The following is a 15800-nucleotide window of genomic DNA, read 5'->3' as shown; positions in this document are numbered from 1 at the left end:
AAACAATTCGCGTTTTTCGTTGTTAATTTTCAAATGTCAAAACATGATTTTGAAGCATTAACAGAAGTTGAGAAAAATTTCATCATGAAAGAATGGGAAAACAAGGTCATTTTTGAGTCTACTATGCTTCGAAATGCCGTCTTGAATGCTGAACAAAATCTCAATCGCAAACGAAATTCGCGTTTTATTGATTTGCATAAGAAGCGCCAGAAGAAAGCAGATGTTAATTATACAGTAAATGCACTTCAAGCAATTTCTGAGAATGAAGCGCTTGAAGGTAAAGCGTGGATTGACCGGATTTACGGTGCAAATGGCCTACGCAGACCTAAAAATAAACAAGAAAGGGGGAAAACGAATGGCGGATTCTAAAAAAATTACATTTGAAATGAACGAGAGTGTCTTAACAGCTCAATTTAGTAGGTTAGATGAAATGGCAGGCGTTGTAGAGCGACGATTTTCAGAATTAAAAATGACGATTGAAGATGTTGGAAATGCCGATCCAGGTTCGAAAATTACCGAGTCTTTGGGCGGATTGCAATCTGGTCTCGGCACTATTAGTTCAGCGTTTGGGCAATTAGGTTCTAGTAGCGAGGCAATTACATCAGGATTTGGAACAGCGGTTGGTTCTGTTGGCGGAATTACGGATGCTTTTAAAAACCTAGGTTCAAGTGTCCAAAATGGTACGTTATTTTCAAGCTTGTCCACTGGAATAGGTGGTATGAGTACAATGCTTGGTGGAGTAACTGGTGGAGTTCAAGGAATTACGAATCTAGCTAGTGGTTTTATGGAATTGAAGAATCACTTGGGCGGCTTAATGTCTTCTATTGGCGGTGTCGGAGGAATTATGGGCAAACTGACTTCTCCAATGGGGTTGGTTATTATCGGGATTGTAGCGTTAGTCGCTGCATTTACGTACTTGATGACGACGAATGAATCATTCCGAAATACTGTTATGTCAGTTGTCACGCAGGTAGCTCAGTTGTTTGGTCAGCTAGTGGCTAGTCTGATGCCGATTATCATGCAAATTATCACAGCAGTCATGCAAATTGGTGCGGCTTTAATGCCAATAGTTATGCAATTTATTAGCTTTTTCGCTCAATTGTTAGCTCAATTAATGCCATTTATCAATATGCTCATTGCGATGCTCATGCCAGTAATTATGCAGATTGTTCAAGTTGTTATGTCGCTAGTTTCGGCGCTTTTACCAAGCATTATGACGGTTATCCAAGGCATTATGAGTGTTATACAATTCTTGATTCCTATAATTATGCAAATTGCCACGGTCGTTGTGCAAATTGTTGTAACAATTATTTCTTATATAAGTAAAATTATGCCGATTGTCATGATGATTATAGGTGTTATTATTTCGATTATTACTACGATTATTAGTTATATTGTTGTTATTGCAACGACAATTTCAAATGTTATTGGGAAAATTATAAGCTTTATTGCAAGTGTTATTACGTCGATTATCGGGATTGTGCAGCCGATTATTGGTTTCATTACCAATATTTTCAGCTCTATCGTTACAGTTATCGGAGCAGCCTTCCAAATGGTTTTTGCAGTTGCATCAAAAATTTGGAATGCAATAATGGCAACAATTTCAGGTATTATTGATGGAATAAAATCAGTTATTACTGGGATTTCTACGACAGTTTCTTCCGTATTCAATGGAGTCAAACGAATTATTACCGGTGTTTTTGATGGAATTAAAAGCGCTTGGGGTGGTTTAACAGAATTTGTTGGAACTATTTTCGACGGGGTTTCAAATGCAATTCAGACAGTTGTAGATAATGTCAAAGGGTTTGTGAACGTGGTAATTCGAGGGATTAATTCAGCGATTGGTTTAATTAATAAAATCCCTGGCGTTGAACTTGATAAAATCCCGCAATTAATTTCAGGAACTACAAATTTCCAAGGCGGTTTTGCACGAATGAATGAAGGCGGTCGCGGTGAAATGGTGGTCTTACCGTCTGGCTCTCAAGTAATCCCGCACGATGCAACGATGAAATATGCAAGAGAAAGTGCGCGTGGTAATAAATCAATGCTCTTTACAAACCAAGGCACTGATTTAGCTAGAGTAGAAAACCTTCTAGAACGTTTACTACAAAAAAATCCAGTTATTAAAATGGACGATAAAGTTGTATCTGAGGTAGTTAGTCGTAACCAGGCAAACTCGTTTGATCAATACAATTATACAATGGGAGGTGCGGCTTATTCATGAGTGACTTATTTTTAGAACTAAATGGAAAAATTCATTCGCTTAGTGAAACATTTCCGGGACTTTCCGTTCAAGAAGTAGCGAGGCAAAGTCCGCAATTGAGTATGGAAACTGCTGAGATTTCTGGAACGGACGGAGTTATTCCAGGTACTATCCAATTTAAACCTTTTATTTTTTCAGCAAAATGCAATTTACAGGCACTTGATATACCGGATTATCATTTAGCAGTTAGAGAAATTTATGAGTTCTTATTTCAGCGAGATAGTTACTATATTTGGAGCGATCAAATGCCGGGAATTCGGTATGAAGTGCATCCAAAACCATTTGATTTTAGTCGAGAATCAGATCGGGTTGGGCTTCTTAATTTAGAGTTTGATGTGTTTAAAGGCTATGCGGAATCTCGTGGTACAAGCCTGGACCCAATGACTTTTGAAGTAGATTTATGGCAAATGGGCATGAATTTATCTAACCGAGATGATTTGTTTTATGTTTTTAAAGAGAATACATTTCGCGTTTATAATGCAGGAAGCGATCGAGTTAATCCGTTGATGCGACATGAGTTAGACATAGCTATGACGGCAAATGGAATCCCGACTATTAATAATTTAACAACCGGTGATTCATTTCAATATCGTAATGAACTCAAAAAGACTGATGTTTTGCTGTTAAATAATATCTATCCGCTTGTAAATAATCGTCGCGTTGGAAAAGACACAAACCACGGCATTATTACCCTTGAAAAGGGATGGAATGAATTTGAAATTAAAGGTGTAACGGATGTAACTATTGCTTTTAATTTTCCGTTCATTTATCGGTAGGTGATAACTATGGACTATTTAATTATTCAAAGTATGGATAGAGAAGTAGAAGAGATTTTAACAGATATTGATTATGGCTCTTTTTCTTATGATTATGAAAAAAACACGAGTCGTTCCATCTCGTTTACAGTTAATAAAACAAAACAGAATGCTGATGTATTCAATCTGGTTGGAAATGAAGCAATTCTAACCTATCAAGGTCAACAATTTGTCATAAAAAAATGTACTCCTAAGGCTGTTGGAAAAACGATTTCTAAACAAATAACTGCCCAGCATATAAGTTATACAGTGCAAGATCATGTTCAGTATAACGTGAAAACTGGGCGGAAAAAATATTCGATTCAGACGGTAATGGAATTTGCCCTAAAAGACAATGAGCTAGGATTTTCTCATGAAATACAGGGTAGTTTTCCATTAGTCGAGTTAGAAGATTTAGGAAATAAAAATGGATTAGAATTAGTGAATTTATGTTTGGAAGAATTTGGAGCAATACTATTTGCGGATAATAAGAAACTTTATTTTTATGATGAAGCGAGTTGGTATTTGAAAACAGAGAAGCAATTACGCTATTTATACAATACAGAAGATGTTTCAGTGGATACAAATACTGATAATTTAAAAACAGAGATAAAATGTTATGGCAAACAAAAAGAAAATGCCGACAAGCTAACGGGTGATAATAAATATATGGCGGTTGTTACTTATACTTCGCCCAACGTATCTATTTATGGAAAACGAATGGCTAATTCAAAAACCGACGATAAAATTACGAATAATAACGACTTATTGATTTTTGCCAAAAAACAGATTCTGGATGTTCCGGAAACCTCTTTAACGATTACTTATAGAGGAGATGAAGCAGTTACAGAACGAGATATTTGGTACTTTATTCATGAACCAATGGGATTTGAAACGGAAGTGAAGGTTACGAGAATTAAATCAGCTCATCCGTGGAGTAAGAAATTTCAAGAAATCGGTTTTAGTAATTCGCGGCGTGATATGGTACGAATTCAGACTCAAATTGCAAATCAAGTGAAAAAGGCTAGCGTAGATACAAATAAGATTAATTCGTTTTCAAGCATCGCAATGAATGCATATGATTCGCGGATTTTAACGGAAGTAGTAGGTGTTGTAGATGGCGACTGAAATTAGAGTTTTAAAAAATGTGGATGAAACAGTTTTCTATCCGAAAACACATGTAACTGCTGTCGAGGGTCTGAATGAAGTTTCAACAAACGCTTCTGGATTAATGACTCCAACTGATAAAGTCAAATTAAATGGAATTGAAGCAAATGCAGAAAAAAATAATGTGACTGCAAGCGATATTTCAAATTGGAATAAAAAACAAGATGCGATTTTAGTTTCGGAAAATGGTTCTAATTTCAAAATAACAGTGACGAATACAGGCGAACTAAAGACAACGAAATTGGAATAGGAAGGAGGTTGCATATGAAGTTAGATTTGTGGAAATGGGAAATGCTTCTTCAAGGTCGTGAATTTAGAAATAAAACCAATGATAATTGGCAGAAACTAATGGATTGGTCTAACTTTATTTCTACGGGAATAGATACGATTTATACCTACGTAAACAAAGCAGATGCTACCTTAAATGCCAAAATTGAAACAGTTGATAAAGCAGTGAATGCAAGAGTTAACGAGTTGATTAGTGGGACAGAACAGCTAAGTGAAGTTGTTGATGCCAGAGCAGATGCATTTGGCACTAGGTATCCGGTTTTAAGAGAACGTCTAAACCAAGAACAGCAAATTTTTAACAAGAAAAGTACGGCACATTTTGATGTGGATAATGTTATAGGTATGGATAAACAAGATATTGGTTTGTTGACCAGTAAATCAATTACTGAAGCGCAAACAGTTTGTTTTTTAAATATATCAAGCTTCAATGAGAATGCGGATATTGTTCTTGAAAAGACTAGTGAAACGAGCTTTTCAGAAAGTTTAACAAGTTTAGTTTTTGCAAAATTAGGGACGAATGAACGTTACCAAATGGAGTCAACTGGTGCGTAAAGGAGGAGTGAAGAATGACTGAAATTAAACGAATGCTACAAACAAAAGACGATAATTCTAAAGAACAATTTTATCCAGAGACACATGTGGCGGGAATTGTTGGACTTACAGAATATGTTTCTGGTCAGATTCCGACTGGTGTCGTTAGTGTCAATGGAAAGGCAGGCAGAGTATTACTAGAAGCAGAAGACCTTCATGCTGCTAAGAAAATCCATGAACATGAAGTCGCAACGTACACAACAGATGGATTTATGAGTTCTTTTGATAAACAAAAAATAGATCAATTAGTATCTCCGGAAGCAGGCGTAACAAGTGTAAACGGTAAAACAGGAATTGTCGACTTATTTGCAGCTGATGTAGAGGCGGCGGAATTAAACCATACTCATCCAGAAGCATCAGCTAGTGAAAGTGGCTTTTTATCAAAAGAAGATAAAGAAAAACTAGATGCGATGCCAGTAATCGCACTGGAAACTATTAAGGAGGTTATAGAATGACTAAAATTGTAAAAATGTCAGAGAAAAATGAACATGGAACGTTGGAGCAATTCTATCCAGAAACACACGCCGAGGCTGTTAAAGGGCTTGTGAGTGTTACAGAGGAAGAAAAGACGACTTGGAACGAGAAAGAAACTACTGCGGGTGCGGAACAAAAGGCGAATACAGCTTTGAATAGTGCGAAAGAATATGTAGATACGATTGGGAAAGGAACAGTGATTTTTAAGGGAGCAAATATTATGGGTGCGGGTCAAGCTTATACATGGAATCCTGATAAGGTGAAATTAGGAGTGACTTTACTATTCAGCCGTTACGATTCCGCCAATAACACACCGCAAGATTACTATTACCATCCAGTTTTCATATCCAGAGCACAACTTTTGGAGGTAGCAGGTGGAGGAGTTTTAATGCAAATGCCTTCATCAACATATGGGGAACGAAAATATTTCTATATCTCCATAACTGGTCTTTCAGGACATGCTGATAATTCGAAGTATAATTCATGGGCACTTCGTCAAATCACAATCATGTAATCAAAAAGGAGGTTTTCCATGGAAGTCATACTAAAAATTGGGATTTTAGGTTTTGGCGCGGTGTTTGGATACTTGTTTGGGGAAGTGGATTTATTGGTAAAAGTGCTGGTGTGCTTTATTGTAGCTGACTATATTTCTGGGCTACTCGCTTCAGGGTATCTGGGGGAACTTAGCAGCAAAATGGGTTTCAAAGGAATCGCGAAAAAAATCGCTATCTTAATTTTAGTGGCTATTGCGCATCAAATAGATTTGATTCTGGGAACGCATAATACGACGCGGGATGCGGTTATCTTTTTCTATTTGGCGAATGAGCTGATTTCTATATTGGAAAATTTCGTTCGAATGGGAATGAAGGTCCCGGAAGTATTGAAAAATTTAATTTTGATTTTTGATGCGAAATCAGGAGACGAGGAGGAAAAGCATGACAAAGATATGGATTGATGCCGGTCATGGCGGCAAGGATTCTGGTGCGACTGGTAACGGACTTGTTGAAAAAAATTGGGTACTATCAGTTGCGAATCAGCTTCAATTAGAATTAGTAAAAGCTGGTTTTGAAGTAGGTATGACTCGAACAAATGATACATTCTATGAATTAAGTGACCGAGCTAAGAAAGCAAATAGTTTTAAGGCTGACTTATTTATTTCGATTCATTTTAATGCTGGTGGTGGCAAAGGTTTTGAAGATTATATTTATACATCAACACCAGCTGGAACAGTAGAAGCACAGAAAATAATTCACAAAAATATTATCGCTAAAATTACCAAACATGGTATGCGTGATCGTGGAATGAAAAGAGCTAATTTTGCTGTGCTGCGAGAAACGGCAATGGATGCAATTTTGCTGGAGGCAGGTTTTTGTGACAGCAGTGATGCAACTATACTTGCAAAAAAAGCATATCAAACGGATTTTTGTGCAGGAATTATCTCAGGAGTACAAGAGCTTTTTGGTACTCCCGTAACGAAATATCGAGCAGGGAAATATTTGACAAGTAATGATGCTATTTCCGGCAAAAATATTAAAGGTTATTTAGAAGCCGGGACAAAAGTTTTTGTTTATAAAGAAACAGCAAAAACACTCAACCTAACTACTACAAAAGGAGTTCCGGGAAGCTGGGTTCTAAAAACGGAAGTAAATACGGGTAAAAGATAAAAAAAGGAGCGACTGATAGGTCGCTCCTTTTTTATTAACTTCTCTTACGCAAAGTATAAAGCGCGGTAGCTGTTAAAATAACTCCAAACACAGTTGCAAGTCCAGCTGTGTCACCAGTTGTTGGTAGGGAAGTGTTGGAAGATGTCCCTGAGTTAGATGCATTTGGTGTGGAGGTTGTTGGGTCTTCGGTAGTTGTAGTTCCGCCAGTATTTCCGGAACCATTACCGTTATCTGTACCACTATTTCCATCTGTTCCGCCGTTATTTCCGTTGCCATTGTCCGTTCCGCCATTACCGTTTCCATTATCTGGAGGGGTAGTTGAAGCTGCTTCTTGAACAGTTGCTTGGAAAGTTGTGCTGTAGCCGTTTGTGTCAGTGATTGTTGTTGTTACTTGGTCGCCTTTTTTAAGGTTTAAAGAAGTAACATCTACGGAGAACTTACCGTTTGCATCAGCTGTTGCGTTAGGTCCGGCAGCGAGTGCCATTCTTGCATTAGCAGTTGCTTTTTGAACAGAGACAGTTGCACCTGGTAAAGTAGTTCCAGTTAGATTTTTGTCTTTTTCAGCTAATTTATTGATTTTTGTAGCGTCTTTAATTGCTTTGATAGCTGCATCTTCGGTTTCTTTGTCGATTTCAGCTTGGGATTTGTAGACTTTACGTCCTTCTTTTTGAGCTGTAATGACTTTTCCGGCAGCTTTTTGGTCTTTAATGTAGTTGATGAATGTTTCTGTATCTGGATCGATTGCAGTTACTAGATTTGCTTTTTTGAAGGCTGAGAATCCATCGCCACCGCCAAATAGGAAGTCATTGATTACGACTTTGTATTTTTGGTCAGCTTTTAAAGGAGTGCCGTCTTCTGTTGTAACGCTCGCAACTTTGTAAGCATGGTCTAGATCATCTGTATCAGTGAAAGTATATTTTAATCCAGAAATTTGTAGGAAATAAGTTTGGTTGCTTAAATATTGTTGGTTTAGAGCTTCCAGAATATCAGCACCAGTCATTTCGACTACTTGAAGAATGTTACCAAATGGTTGAACAGCTTGTGCCGCGCCCCATGTGATTTCGTTTTGGCCATTTGCAAGACGAGTAGTAAGATCAGAACGAATTCCGCCATTGTTAGTCATAGCAAAGTCGACATCGGCGCCGGCTTTATTTGCCATGTAACGTTGCGCATCCGTAATCATGTTACCAAGCTCAGATTCTTTATCATCAATTGCTTTGTTGTCTGGATTTGTGTCACGAGAAATAACGTCTTTGTTTGCTAGTCCGATAGTTTCGTTAATAACACCTTCAATGCGGCTTTTCGCATCTTCGGTTACTGCGGTAATATCGGCATTTGGTGTGACGCTTCTCGAGTTATATGTAATTTTAGCGTCAGGTGGTGTAACGAAATCGCCGGTAGTTTTATCAAGTTCGCCAGTTACATCTGAAAAAGCTTTACCATTGTTGTAACTTTGGACGATACGAGTTTTTCCAACTAATCCGTTTGTGTATTGGTGATTGTGCCCTGCAAGGACTAAATCTACCGAGTTATTTGGGTCTAATTCATTTGCTTTTGTCATCATATTCGCAGCTTCCCCGGCTACATCTTGTTTTGTTCCGGTGTTTGGGTTCCCAGTGGAAAGTGCTGGAACGTGGGATAGAACAACGATTGCGTTAACGCCTTGGCCTCTAAGTTCAGCAGAGTATTTAACGATTGTTTCTGCTTCATCAAGGAAATCGTAGTCTTTAATATGATTTGCAAGAACTAAATTAGGAATTTCTGTTGTAACGATACCGATGAAGCCAACTTTGACACCATCAATTTCTTTTACATAGTATGGTAAAAAGCCTTCTGCGACTGTGTTTGTTCCTTTGTTGACCACGTTAGCTGCGACGATTTTCATGTCACTTTTAACGCGTGGATAAGCTTCTACGATTGGTCCGAATTTGTTTGTAGAAACTCCGTCCAAAATTCGTTTGTATTCAGGTAATCCTTCATCAAACTCATGGTTACCTAATGTGCCGACTTCGAAATTCATTTTTTGGAGAACTTTCATTGTTGGCTCGTCTTGAAGTAAACCTGATACTGCTGGACTTGCGCCGACCATGTCACCCGCTTGAACACGGATAGCATTGTCAGTTGTCGCCCCAGGATTTGCCTGTAAAAATGAGTTAGTGGCATTATCCAAATTGGTAGCTAAGTAATCTGCTCCGCCAATTGGTGAGCCCGATGCATCTTTAGAGGCTGTTTCAAGCGCTCCGTGGAAATCATTTATTCCCAAAATTTGAATGGGAACGGTATCCGCTGCTGCTTGTGATGTTGTCCCGGTGAATGGTGCTGTAAGTCCGATTGTGAGCCCTGCTACGAGTAAAACATGTGTGGTTTTCTTGAAAAATTTGTTCACTTTCACACTCTCCCTTTTTTCGCCAGTGGCAATTTTGTAAGCGCTAACTCAAAGGTGCCTAGCTATAATTGTAGCAAAGAGGAATCACCCTAGCAATAGGAAATGTGGATTTTGTGTAAATGTAACGATAATTTTTGGCTATATTTTCATTTCGGTTGAAAAAAGGGTAAACTATAGATAAAGGAGGGATAAGATGGATATCTCTAGTACGGAAATTTGGGATGCGATTAGAAGAAATAGTTTCTTACTGTATTATCAACCAAAAGTAGATGCCAAAACGAATGAGCTTATCGGATTTGAAGGTTTAATTCGACTAAAAACAGCGACGGCGATTCTAGCTCCAGCGGATTTCTTTGAAGATATTGCCCTTTTAAATGCTACGCGAGAAATGCAGGATTTCGTGGCTGAAACAGCAATTGAACAAATTAATCAGCTAGGGGGACGTTTTTCGATTTCGATTAATATTCCGGCACATTATGTTGTAAGTAGTAATTATATGGCTTTTTTATATGATTATGTGAAAGAACATTTAAAGTATCCGGAGTGCTTAGAAATAGAAATTATCGAACGGGGCGAAATTACGGAGCTAGCTGTTGCAGATAAAAACTTACGTAAAATTAAAAAACTCGGTGTCACAGTGAGCATGGATGATTTTGGAAAAGGCTATAGCTCGCTGGCATATTTGCGAAGTTTACCAATTGATATTGTAAAAACGGATATGTCATTTATTGCTCTTTTAAAAACGGATCGAAAGCAACAAATTATTATTCAAGCAATTGTTAATTTATGTCATGATTTAGGCGGGAAAGTCGTTACAGAAGGCGTAGAAGACATCGAACAAGTGAAGACGTTACGCAAAATGAAAGTGGATTATTTCCAAGGCTATTATTTTAGCCGCCCACTACCAATGAAAGAAATTAAAGAAAAATATTCGATTGTCTGAGATGCCTAAATGAAAAAATTGGTTGGTGTGAGAATGGTAATTTACCAAATTCACACCAACCAATTTTATTTTATTTGATTAAATTGTTTGAAGCATCTTTTACAACAACGTCATGCGCGCCACCTTCTACGATAGAAGTAGAAGAAACGAGCGTGATTTTTGCTTTTTGTTGTAATTCAGGGATATTGAGCGCGCCGCAGTTACACATAGTAGAGCGGACTTTGCTAAGGCTGATGGCAACATTGTCTTTCAAGGAACCAGCGTAAGGAACATAAGAATCTACGCCTTCTTCAAAAGATAATTTCTTATCGCCGCCAAGGTCATAACGTTGCCAGTTGCGCGCGCGGTTAGCTCCTTCGCCCCAATATTCTTTCATATACGTGCCGTTTAAATTCACTTTATTAGTAGGACTTTCATCAAAACGAGAGAAATAACGACCAAGCATGATAAAGTCAGCGCCCATTGCTAGAGCTAGCGTCATATGGTAATCATAAACAATGCCGCCATCAGAACAAATCGGAATGTATACACCTGTTTCTTCAAAATATTCATCGCGAGCTTTAGCAACATCAATTAGGGCGGTTGCTTGTCCGCGGCCGATACCTTTTTGTTCACGCGTGATACAAATGGAACCACCACCAACGCCAACTTTAACGAAATCTGCGCCAGCTTCTGCAAGATAACGGAAACCATCGCGGTCAACAACATTTCCTGCGCCGACTTTGACTGTATCGCCGTATTTACCGCGAACGTAGTCAAGTGTACGTTTTTGCCATTCGGAGTAACCTTCAGAGGAATCGATACACAAAATATCTGCGCCAGCTTCTACTAGAGCGGGAACACGTTCTTCATAGTCGCGTGTGTTAATTCCAGCTCCAACTACATAACGTTTGGAGGAATCAAGTAATTCTAATTTATTTTCTTTATTTGAGTCGTAGTCTTTGCGGAACACCATGTGAACCAAGTGTTCGTTATCGTCTACAAGTGGTAAAGCATTTAATTTGTGGTCCCAAATAATGTTGTTAGCTTCTTTTAAAGTGGTCGATTTTTTAGCAGTAACTAGTTTTTCAAAAGGCGTCATGAAATCTGCTACTTTTTCATCAGGACTCATACGCGTCACTCGGTAGTCGCGACTTGTCACGATTCCAAGTAATTTACCGTGCGCTGTGCCGTCTTCTGTAACTGCAACTGTAGAATGACCAGTTTTTTCTTTTAAATCAAGAATGTCTTGGAGGGTTTTATCTGGGCTGATATTAGAATCGCTAATGACGAATCCAGCTTTATGATTTTTCACGCGAGAAACCATTGCAGCCTCACTTTCGATTGATTGAGATCCGAAAATGAAGGATACGCCGCCTTCTTTAGCGAGAGCAATTCCCATGTTATCATCAGAAACAGCTTGCATAATTGCGGAAACAAGCGGAATGTTCATTGTGATAGCAGATTCTTCCCCTTTTTTAAATTTTACAATCGGTGTTTTTAAGCTAACGTTTGTTGGTACACATTCAGCCGATGAGTAGCCTGGAACTAGTAAAAACTCACTAAATGTGCGGGACGGTTCTTCAAAATAAAATGCCATTATTTCCACTCCTTCTTCTATTGTTAAATGTACTTATAAAATATCTTTATTATTTCAATAACTGGCTTGAAAGTCAATGACTGGGATGCTTTTTCGGGACGTTTTCTTTTAGTAGATGAGTGGAATATACTAAAAGTAAGGAAACTTTGGCGAAGGAGGTAATCAGATGGAAGAAGAAACACTATTAGAACAAGGCTACCGCAAGTATCGCGGGGCAGATGTAGATATTTATTTTAATACGAATATTTGCGCACATTCCGGTAATTGTGTAAAAGGTAACGCAGAACTTTTTAATTTGGATAGAAAACCATGGATTATGCCAGATAACGTACCAAAAGAAGAGGCAAAACGGGTGATTCATACTTGCCCAAGTGGAGCGCTTCAGTATATAGAGAAATAGGAGGATAACAAATGGAATATAAAAACGGTGAAAACAGAATTTATGCAGTAAATGAGGAAGGTGTAGAGGTCGGTGAAGTGACTTTTGTGCCAACTGGGGAAGACATGTTTATTATTGACCACACAGGCGTTGATGATGCGGCTCGTGGTCAAGGAATAGCTCAAGAACTTGTGAAACGCGCTGTCGAGAAAGCAAAAACGGAAGGAAAGAAAATTATTCCGCTTTGCCCGTTTGCAAAAGCTGAGTTTTCTAAGAAGCCAGAATATCAGGAAGTTCAAGCCGATAAATAATTAAGCGTAGACTGGGAACAAACCCAGTCTATTTTTTTATAAAATTATTTTTAAAAATCCAGTTTTCTCTTCTTGACATCTGGTTCTTTTCAGTGTATCTTTAATTCACAGTAAACTTATAGGAATAATAGTATTACAATTTCTTATCCAGAGTGGTGGAGGGAATCGGCCCAGTGAAACCCGGCAGCGGAGCGCAAGTTCTATGCTAATTCCGATCAGAAGTAATATTCTGGCAGATAAGTAGTAGCTTTTAATGAGGCGCTTCGATTCTGACCAAAAAACAGAGGAAGCGTTATTTTTAGCGCTTAAAGAGGGGAGTTTTTGTTAGATGAAGAAATTTTTATTAGTAGCGGTTATCTCGGTTTTTGCCTTGGTGTTAACAGCTTGCGGAGGCTCTGGCGCTAGTTCAGACAAAGCAAACGGTTCAGGCAAAGCGAAAGACGGCGGCTCTCTAATTATCGGCGTTACTGGGGATCCAGAAGTTATCAATCCGAACTACGCTTCTGACCGTGTAACATTAACGATTCAACAAGCTGTATACGCACCGCTATTTTGGGAAGTTGACGGGAAACCGGCACTTGCAAAAAGCTTAGATATTTCAGACGACAACTTAACTTACACTGTGAAACTAAAAGATGGTTTAACTTGGCATGACGGTAAGCCTTTGACTGCAGATGACGTAGTATTTACTGTAAATTCTATTTTAGATACAAAACAAAACAGCCCGAACCGTGGGAACTTTGTTTTTGATGATAAACCTGTAAAAGTAGAAGCAGTGGATGCCACAACAGTGAAATTCACTTTACCAACTGTTGCTCCAGCCTTTGAAAATACAATTAAAACGTTCTTCCCAATTCCAAAACACATTTTTGAAGGGGTAGAAAACATCGAGAAAAGTGATAAAAACAAAAATCCAATCGGCTCAGGTCCGTACAAATTTGTTGAATACAAAACAGGTGAATATGTTTCCCTAGAACGGTTCAACGACTATTTTGACGGCAAACCAAAATTGGATAAAGTTACTTTCCGAATCACAAAAGACCAAAACGCAGCTAATTTAGCACTGCAAAATGGCGAAATTAACTTAAAATCCATTCAACCTTCTGATAGAAAAAAAGTAGAAAAAGCGAGCGCGGTAAACATTATCACTTACCCGGAAAACCGCTTAAGCTATGCAACGTTCAACGAAAACCAACCAGCTCTTAAATCAAAAGAACTTCGCCAAGCCCTTTCTTATGCGCTTGACCGTGAAGAAATCATTGATGCAGCTTACGGTTCAGATGAATACGCAAAACCAGCTTCTTCGTTCCTAACAGAAAACACGAAATACTTCACAGATAAAGTAGAAACATACGACCAAGACATTGCCAAAGCGAAAAAATTAGTAAAAGAAAGCGGTTTTGATACAAGCCAAAAACTAACTGTTTACTATTTAAACAACAGTAAATCACAAGAAAGTATCGCGCTTTACTTGCAACAACAATACAAAGAAATCGGCGTGACACTTGACTTGAAACCAACAGATCCAAATGCACTAAGCAACATCACACTTGACCGCAAAAACGCAGACTACTCTATCGCACTAAATGGTTATATCATGGGGAACGATCCTGATGCGTATAAATCCCTATACCTAAGCGATGCGCCATACAACTATTCGAACTACCACAACAAAGATCTAGATGCACTTTGGGAAAAAGGTGCTGTAACTGCGGACGATAAAGAACGTCAAGAAATCTATGAAAAAATCCAAAACACCATTGCTGACGATGCTGTAATTTATCCAATTTCTTATGATAATGCAGTGCTAGCTCTTGATAGCCGTTACGGTGGCCAAAAAGCTGCAACACCACAACCAGTAACAATGTTCCGTGATCTTTCTAAACTATATTTAACGGAATAATAATTAAAAATCATTCGTAAAAAATCTGGCCTGCCATGCTTGTTTTTGGCAGGTTCAGGTTTTTACTTGTCATTTTTAGTGTTTTAGATAGGAGATAAATTATGCTAAAAACAATCATAAAACGCGTATTGCAAATTATTCCGATGCTGTTTATTATCTCGATTATTTCGTTTGCACTTATAAAATTAGCGCCCGGGGATCCCGTGAATTCGTTTGTTACGCCTGATATGAATCCTGATGATGTCGAGCGGATTAGACAGAGCTTAGGGCTGGATCAACCGATTTATGTACAGTATTTTATTTGGCTTGGAAATTTGCTCCAAGGTAATCTTGGTTATTCGATTGTGAACAGCCAACCAGTTTTACAACAAATTTTAGAGAGAATTCCAGCGACACTTGGTTTGGTTGGGACTTCGCTTGTGCTGACGCTATTGTTGTCAATTCCACTTGGTTTAGTTGCGGCGAATTACGAAAATACTTGGATTGATAAAGTGTTAAATGGAATTTCATATATTGGGATTTCGATTCCGATTTTTTGGTTTGGGATGATTTTAATAGATGTGTTCTCGATTCAATTAGGGTGGCTCCCAAGTCTAGGGATGCGAACGATTGGGGTCGACTCCTTCTGGGATATGGCGGAGCATGCGATTTTGCCAGTTATAACGCTGACTTTCCAAGGGTGCGCGGCATATTATCGTTACGTCCGCTCGAATACGATTAACCAATTAAAAGAAGAATATGTTTTATTCGGTTATGCGAAAGGGTTATCCAAAGTACAAATTATGGGGCATCATGTCTTGAAAAATTCCTTGTTGCCAGTCATAACACTACTTGGGATGTCACTTCCGCAAGTCATTACAGGCGCTTTTATTACCGAAAGTATTTTTTCATGGCCGGGAATGGGGTCGCTTGGGATTAATGCGATTTTCCAACTAGATTATCCAGTTATTATGGCGATTACACTTTTTTCAGCGCTATTATTAATTATTGGGAACTTGTTGGCCGATTTAGCTTATATGATTGTCGATCCACGGATTAGGGAAATGGGGTGAGGAATT

Annotated in this window: 17 protein-coding genes and 1 riboswitch; of the genes, 15 read left to right on the top strand and 2 right to left on the bottom strand. The window is 38.4% G+C overall.

What is annotated here, in order from left to right; genetic code table 11:
- The first annotated feature begins 33 nt into the window (after positions 1 to 33).
- Genes OC533_RS07845 through OC533_RS07800 form a run of 10 tightly spaced genes read left to right on the top strand, consistent with a single transcriptional unit; the run spans position 34 to position 7241 of the window.
- Entirely contained in the window at positions 34 to 369 is a 336-nt protein-coding gene (locus OC533_RS07845; RefSeq protein ID WP_003759834.1) for a hypothetical protein, read from the top strand.
- Positions 356 to 2224 (top strand): hypothetical protein, encoded by a 1869-nt coding sequence (locus tag OC533_RS07840; RefSeq protein ID WP_070752031.1) that lies wholly within the window; start codon positions 356 to 358, stop codon positions 2222 to 2224. The genes OC533_RS07845 and OC533_RS07840 overlap by 14 nt, the downstream gene beginning before the upstream one ends.
- Positions 2221 to 3039: a phage tail family protein gene (locus tag OC533_RS07835; protein WP_010990247.1), complete on the top strand. Its 819-nt coding sequence runs from the start codon at positions 2221 to 2223 to the stop codon at positions 3037 to 3039. The genes OC533_RS07840 and OC533_RS07835 overlap by 4 nt, the downstream gene beginning before the upstream one ends.
- A gap of 9 nt (positions 3040 to 3048) precedes the next feature.
- Positions 3049 to 4185: a phage tail protein gene (locus tag OC533_RS07830; RefSeq protein ID WP_070752029.1), complete on the top strand. Its 1137-nt coding sequence runs from the start codon at positions 3049 to 3051 to the stop codon at positions 4183 to 4185.
- A complete protein-coding gene (locus tag OC533_RS07825; protein ID WP_010990249.1) occupies positions 4175 to 4474 on the top strand; it encodes a hypothetical protein in 300 nt (99 codons plus the stop codon). Before OC533_RS07830 ends, OC533_RS07825 begins: the two co-directional genes overlap by 11 nt.
- Before the next feature lie 14 nt (positions 4475 to 4488).
- Positions 4489 to 5064 carry a hypothetical protein gene (locus tag OC533_RS07820; protein WP_010990250.1) on the top strand — a complete coding sequence of 192 codons (576 nt, stop codon included), beginning with the start codon at positions 4489 to 4491 and terminating at the stop codon, positions 5062 to 5064.
- A gap of 14 nt (positions 5065 to 5078) precedes the next feature.
- Positions 5079 to 5558 (top strand): hypothetical protein, encoded by a 480-nt coding sequence (locus OC533_RS07815; RefSeq protein ID WP_194323804.1) that lies wholly within the window; start codon positions 5079 to 5081, stop codon positions 5556 to 5558.
- Positions 5555 to 6091 carry a hypothetical protein gene (locus OC533_RS07810; protein WP_070752025.1) on the top strand — a complete coding sequence of 179 codons (537 nt, stop codon included), beginning with the start codon at positions 5555 to 5557 and terminating at the stop codon, positions 6089 to 6091. The genes OC533_RS07815 and OC533_RS07810 overlap by 4 nt, the downstream gene beginning before the upstream one ends.
- Before the next feature lie 18 nt (positions 6092 to 6109).
- Positions 6110 to 6532 (top strand): holin family protein, encoded by a 423-nt coding sequence (locus tag OC533_RS07805; RefSeq protein ID WP_003728927.1) that lies wholly within the window; start codon positions 6110 to 6112, stop codon positions 6530 to 6532.
- The gene (locus OC533_RS07800; protein WP_194323802.1) at positions 6513 to 7241 is read left to right on the top strand and encodes an N-acetylmuramoyl-L-alanine amidase; all 729 of its coding nucleotides are present in this window, start codon (positions 6513 to 6515) and stop codon (positions 7239 to 7241) included. Before OC533_RS07805 ends, OC533_RS07800 begins: the two co-directional genes overlap by 20 nt.
- A 34-nt stretch (positions 7242 to 7275) precedes the next feature.
- On the opposite strand, the gene OC533_RS07795 is transcribed toward OC533_RS07800, so the two are convergent.
- Positions 7276 to 9633, bottom strand: a complete 2358-nt coding sequence (locus tag OC533_RS07795; protein ID WP_194323800.1) for a bifunctional metallophosphatase/5'-nucleotidase — start codon at positions 9631 to 9633, stop codon at positions 7276 to 7278.
- A 187-nt stretch (positions 9634 to 9820) separates the two neighbouring features.
- On the opposite strand from OC533_RS07795, the gene OC533_RS07790 reads away from it, so the two are divergent.
- The gene (locus tag OC533_RS07790) at positions 9821 to 10570 is read left to right on the top strand and encodes an EAL domain-containing protein (protein WP_194323798.1); all 750 of its coding nucleotides are present in this window, start codon (positions 9821 to 9823) and stop codon (positions 10568 to 10570) included.
- A gap of 70 nt (positions 10571 to 10640) precedes the next feature.
- Here OC533_RS07790 and OC533_RS07785 read toward each other — a convergent pair whose 3' ends face one another.
- A complete protein-coding gene (locus OC533_RS07785; RefSeq protein WP_033533703.1) occupies positions 10641 to 12149 on the bottom strand; it encodes an IMP dehydrogenase in 1509 nt (502 codons plus the stop codon).
- Between the two features lie 166 nt (positions 12150 to 12315).
- Between OC533_RS07785 and OC533_RS07780 the strand changes: the two genes are divergently transcribed.
- From OC533_RS07780 to OC533_RS07765, 4 genes are all read left to right on the top strand, one after another.
- Entirely contained in the window at positions 12316 to 12549 is a 234-nt protein-coding gene (locus OC533_RS07780) for a (4Fe-4S)-binding protein (RefSeq protein ID WP_003772567.1), read from the top strand.
- 11 nt (positions 12550 to 12560) lie between these two features.
- The gene (locus OC533_RS07775; RefSeq protein ID WP_033533702.1) at positions 12561 to 12839 is read left to right on the top strand and encodes a GNAT family N-acetyltransferase; all 279 of its coding nucleotides are present in this window, start codon (positions 12561 to 12563) and stop codon (positions 12837 to 12839) included.
- A gap of 140 nt (positions 12840 to 12979) precedes the next feature.
- A riboswitch (SAM riboswitch) is annotated at positions 12980 to 13082 on the top strand.
- A gap of 85 nt (positions 13083 to 13167) precedes the next feature.
- Complete coding sequence (locus OC533_RS07770; protein WP_194323796.1) at positions 13168 to 14742, top strand: ABC transporter substrate-binding protein; 1575 nt, start codon at positions 13168 to 13170, stop codon at positions 14740 to 14742.
- A 101-nt stretch (positions 14743 to 14843) separates the two neighbouring features.
- Positions 14844 to 15794 (top strand): ABC transporter permease, encoded by a 951-nt coding sequence (locus OC533_RS07765; protein WP_003724034.1) that lies wholly within the window; start codon positions 14844 to 14846, stop codon positions 15792 to 15794.
- The last annotated feature ends 6 nt before the right edge of the window (positions 15795 to 15800 follow it).

The sequence above is a fragment of the Listeria sp. Marseille-Q6474 genome, assembly GCF_946902005.1.
GTDB classification, from domain to species: Bacteria; Bacillota; Bacilli; order Lactobacillales; family Listeriaceae; genus Listeria; species Listeria innocua.
The sequence above is the reverse complement of the archived record's forward strand: the minus strand, read 5'-3'. Positions and strand labels throughout refer to the sequence as shown.